Raw genomic sequence first — 4,398 nt, forward strand, 5'->3', positions numbered from 1 at the left:
GCGGGCGTGTCGGAGGGCGCCGTTAGCGTGCGGCGCATGGTCCACCGGTCCCCCGTCCCGCCCCGCGTCGACCTCGCGGCGCCGCAGACCGGCCGGCCCGTGCAGGTGACGCTCGACGACATCGGCACCCCGCTGCACGACGTCACGTTCGTCGTCGTCGACCTGGAGACCACCGGTGCCGCGCCGGGCGCGTCCGCCATCACCGAGGTCGGCGCGGTCAAGGTCCGCGGCGGCGAGGTGCTCGGCGAGTTCCAGACGCTCGTCGACCCGGGCGGCCCGGTGCCCGCGCAGATCCAGGTGCTCACCGGGATCACCACCGCGATGGTGATCGGCGCCCCGAAGATCGCCGAGGTGCTGCCCTCGTTCCTCGAGTTCGCGCGCGGGTCGGTGCTGGTCGCGCACAACGCGCCGTTCGACGTCGGGTTCCTCAAGGCCGCCGCCGCGGAGACCGGGCACGCGTGGCCGGGCTTCCCGGTCGTCGACACCGTCCGGCTCGCGCGCCGCGTGGTCACCCGGGACGAGGCGCCCAACCACAAGCTCAGCACCCTGGCGGGGCTGTTCCACGCGACGACGACGCCCGAGCACCGCGCGCTCGCCGACGCGCGCGCCACCGTCGACGTGCTGCACGCCCTGCTCGGCCGGCTCGCACCGCTCGGCATCACGCACCTGGAGGACCTGGCCACGGCGGCCGACGCCGTGCCGGCGGACGTGCGGCGCAAGCGCACCCTGGCGGACGGCCTGCCCGACCTGCCGGGCGTGTACCTGTTCCGCGGGCCGAAGGACGAGGTGCTGTACGTCGGCACGTCGCAGTCGCTGCGCAAGCGGGTCCGGTCCTACTTCACCGCGGCGGAGAAGCGGTCCCGGATGCGGGAGATGGTGCGGATCGCGCAGGCGGTCACGCCGGTCGTGTGCGCCACGCCGCTCGAGGCGCAGGTGCGCGAGCTCCGCCTGATCGCCGAGCACAACCCGCGGTACAACCGCCGGTCCCGCTCCCCCGAGCGCATGCCGTGGGTCCGGCTCACCGCCGAGGCGTTCCCGCGGCTCTCGGTCGTGCGCGAGGTCCGGGACGACGCCACCCACATCGGCCCGTTCGCGTCGCGCGCGGCGGCGCAGTCCGCGGTCGAGGCGCTGCACGACGCGTTCGCGATCCGCCGCTGCACCGCGCGGCTGCCCCTCGTCCCGGCGCCGGGCGCGAGCGCGTGCCACCTCGCCGAGATCGGCCGCTGCCCGGCGCCCTGCGTGCGACCGGAGGCCGCCGCCGAGTACGCCGAGACGGTCGAGGAGGTGCGCCGGGCGATGCTCGCCGACCCCGCGGTCGTCGTCGGCGCGCACACCGCCCGGATCGACGCGCTCGTGGGGCGCGAGCGGTTCGAGGAGGCGGTGACCGTGCGCGACCGGCTCGCGGCGTTCCTGCGCGGCTCCGCCCGGTCGCAGCGCCTGGCGCCGCTCGCGGCGTGCGCCGAGCTCGTCGCGGCCCGGCGCACCGGCTCCGGGGGCTGGGAGGTGGTGCTCGTCCGGCACGGGCGGCTCGCGGGGACCGCGCTCGTGCCGCGCGGCAGCGACCCGATGCCCGCCGTCGACTCGCTCCGGGTCACCGGCGAGCACGTCGCGCCACCCGTCGCACCGGCGCCCGCCGGCCACCCGGAGGAGGCCGACCTGGTGCTCGCGTGGCTCGGGCGGCCCGGCGTGCGGATCGTGAGCGTGAGCGAGCCGTGGGCGTACCCGGTGCGCTCGGCGCAGGCGCGCACCGACCCGGCCGACGCGGTCGCGGCGGGCCGGGAGGCGGCCGCGGCGCTGGGCGAGGCGGTGGACGCGGTCGGCGACGACGGACTCGACGACGGCGTGGACGTCGACGCGGGTGCGGGCGCGGCGGGCGGTGCGGCCGTCGGGGGCGGCGCGGCGTGGTCGGCCCGGGAGGAGCGGGACGCGCGGTTCACCGCCGAGGCGGCGGAGGCGGGCGCGGGGTTCGGGCTGGGCGGGTCGTCGGGGCTGGGCGGCACCGCGGGGCCGGGCGGGGCGTCGGGGCCCGGATGGCCACCCGCGCCGGACGCCGCGCCGACCCTCGACGACGTCCCGGGTCTCGCCCGCGCGTCCGACCTGCGCTCCCCCGGCCGGGACCGCCGCGCGACGCACGGGCCCGAGGACCCCGCCGCGGGGACCGCCGGCGCGGCATGATGGCGTCATGCTGACCGCCATCGTGCACATCGACACCGACGCCGACCGCATCCCCGAGGCCGCCGCCGCCATCGCCAACATCCCGGGCGTGAGCGAGGTCTACTCCGTCACGGGCGGCGTCGACCTGATCGCCATGGTGCGCGTCCGCGAGCACGAGGAGCTCGCCGACATCATCGCGGACCGGGTCAGCAAGGTGGACGGCGTCGTGCGCACGCAGACGTTCATCGCGTTCCGCACGTACTCGCAGCACGACCTGGAGCAGGCCTTCGCCCTCGGCATCGAGGACTGACCGGCCCCGCCCGCGCGCCGTGACCCCGCCCGCCCGCACCCCCCGGTCCCGGAGGGACGGCGTCGTGCGGAGGCCGGCCCTGGTGCTCGCCGCGGGCGCGGCGGCTGCCGCCGTGCTCGCGTACGGCGAGGTCGCGCACCGGCGCTCGTCGACCCGACGCCTCGGGTCCGGCGCGCGGCCCGACGGCCCCGACGTGACCGTCGTGCTCGGCTACCGGAACCGCGGCCGGCGCGCGAACCTCGTGAACCGGTACCGCGTGCGGGCGGGGCTCCGGTCCCACCCGGCGACGCCGGGCGCCCGGCTCGTCCTCAGCGGCGGGGCGGTCGCGAGCGCGGTGCCCGAGGCGGAGCTCATGGCCCGGTACGCCCGGCACCGCGGCTACCGCGGCGAGCTCGTCCTCGAGGACGCGAGCCGGTCGACGTGGGAGAACGTCGCGCACGTGCTCCCCGAGCTCGAGGACGCCGGACGCATCCGGATCGTGTCGAACTCGCTGCACGCGGAGAAGGCCCGCGCGTACCTGTGGGCGACGCGCCCCGACCTGGCCGACCGCCTGGTCCGGGCGGACGAGCACCGCCTCGGCGAGCTGACCCTGCTCAAGCCGCTGCTGGCGCTGCTGGGCGCCCGCAACCTCCGCGCCCACGACGCGTGACGGCGTACGCGCGCGCCCCGACCCCGCTCACGCCTCGGCCAGGACCTCCGCGACCAGGGCCAGGCCCTCGCGCTCGAACGCCTCGTCACCGACCTGGTGCGCCCACGCCGCGGTCGCCACCGCCTCCCGCACCCGCGTCCGCGCCCACGCACCGGGGTCGCGCGGGTCTCCGCCGTAGCCGTCGAGGAACGCGGTCTCCAGCGCGGGGTCACGCCGGAAGTCCCGGGCGGCGAGCCGGGACAGGTCGGTGGCGGCGGGCCGCAGGTCGGCTCGGCCCAGGTCGATCGCCCGCACCTCGCCGTCGTGCACGAGCCAGTTGCGCGGCTGCCAGTCCCCGTGGGTCGGCACCAGCGACGCCGGCGGCTCCGGCCAGCCGTCCACCAACGCGGACAGCCGGGCGATGTCCGCCGGGGCGATCCGGTGCTCGGACGCGAGCCAGCGCCTGACCCGTTCGTTCTCTCGGGCCTCGTACTGCGGGTCCCGCCGGGGCTCGACCCGGTGCAGGTCCGCGAGGAGGCGCCCGGCCTGCGCGAAGACACCCGGGTCGTCGGCAGCCGGGTCGTCGAGGACCAGCCGGCCCGGGAGCCAGCGGGTCACGAGCACCCGTGCCTCGACGTCGTGGTGCAGCAGCGCCGGCGCGCGACCCGCCCGCACCCAGGGACCGAGCCAGGACAGGTGGGCCCGGATCTCCCGCGCGATGTGGTGGTCCGACGGGCCGCCGGCCTTGACGACGCAGAGGGCGCCGTCGGCGGCGCGGACGCGCAGGACGGTCGTCGCGACCAGCCCCCACCCGAGGTCGGCCTCGAGCACGCCACCGGGCAGCCACGCCTCGACGAGCGCGCGCTGCCGCGCGTCGAGCGCGCCCCACCCCGAGGTCACCCGCTCACGCTAGCGGGCCGTCCCGACGCCACCGTCCGCCGAGGGGGTAGCACACGCGTCGAGGGGATACCCGGCGGGTACTCGCTCGGCGCGTTCGTCACTCACTCGCCGCGGGCGGCACGACCGCCGGGGTGCGCCCCTCCGCCGGGCGCCCATGAAACGTGTCGAGTGCCTACCCGGCGGATAGGCACTCGACATGTTTCATGGGCATTCGTGGCGCCCCGCCGGCGCGCCGCTCAGGCCGACGCCGCCGCCCAGCGGTCCAGGACCGCCGCCGCCTCGCCCGAGTCCACGGCCGCCGCCGCGTGCGACAGGCCCGCGCGCAGCCGCGCCACCAGGTCGCCCCCGTCGGGGCCCGTGCCGGGCTGGCTGCCGTCGGCCACCAGGGCCGCCGCCGCGTTCAGCA

4 protein-coding genes are annotated in these 4,398 nt (G+C 77.9%); 3 read left to right on the top strand and 1 reads right to left on the bottom strand.

What is annotated here, in order from left to right; genetic code table 11:
• Positions 1 to 36: 36 nt before the first annotated feature.
• From VER05_RS07865 to VER05_RS07875, 3 genes are all read left to right on the top strand, one after another.
• Positions 37 to 2,175 carry a DEDD exonuclease domain-containing protein gene (locus VER05_RS07865; RefSeq protein WP_324844820.1) on the top strand — a complete coding sequence of 713 codons (2,139 nt, stop codon included), beginning with the start codon at positions 37 to 39 and terminating at the stop codon, positions 2,173 to 2,175.
• Between the two features lie 7 nt (positions 2,176 to 2,182).
• The gene (locus VER05_RS07870; RefSeq protein WP_158375005.1) at positions 2,183 to 2,464 is read left to right on the top strand and encodes an Lrp/AsnC family transcriptional regulator; all 282 of its coding nucleotides are present in this window, start codon (positions 2,183 to 2,185) and stop codon (positions 2,462 to 2,464) included.
• A 64-nt stretch (positions 2,465 to 2,528) separates the two neighbouring features.
• Positions 2,529 to 3,113, top strand: a complete 585-nt coding sequence (locus VER05_RS07875) for a YdcF family protein (protein WP_324844821.1) — start codon at positions 2,529 to 2,531, stop codon at positions 3,111 to 3,113.
• A 27-nt stretch (positions 3,114 to 3,140) separates the two neighbouring features.
• Here VER05_RS07875 and VER05_RS07880 read toward each other — a convergent pair whose 3' ends face one another.
• Positions 3,141 to 3,992, bottom strand: coding sequence for a phosphotransferase (locus VER05_RS07880; protein ID WP_324844822.1), 852 nt, complete (start codon positions 3,990 to 3,992; stop codon positions 3,141 to 3,143).
• Positions 3,993 to 4,398 lie beyond the last annotated feature (406 nt).

It is taken from the genome of Cellulomonas sp. (assembly GCF_035634735.1).
Classification (GTDB): Bacteria; Actinomycetota; Actinomycetes; order Actinomycetales; family Cellulomonadaceae; genus Cellulomonas.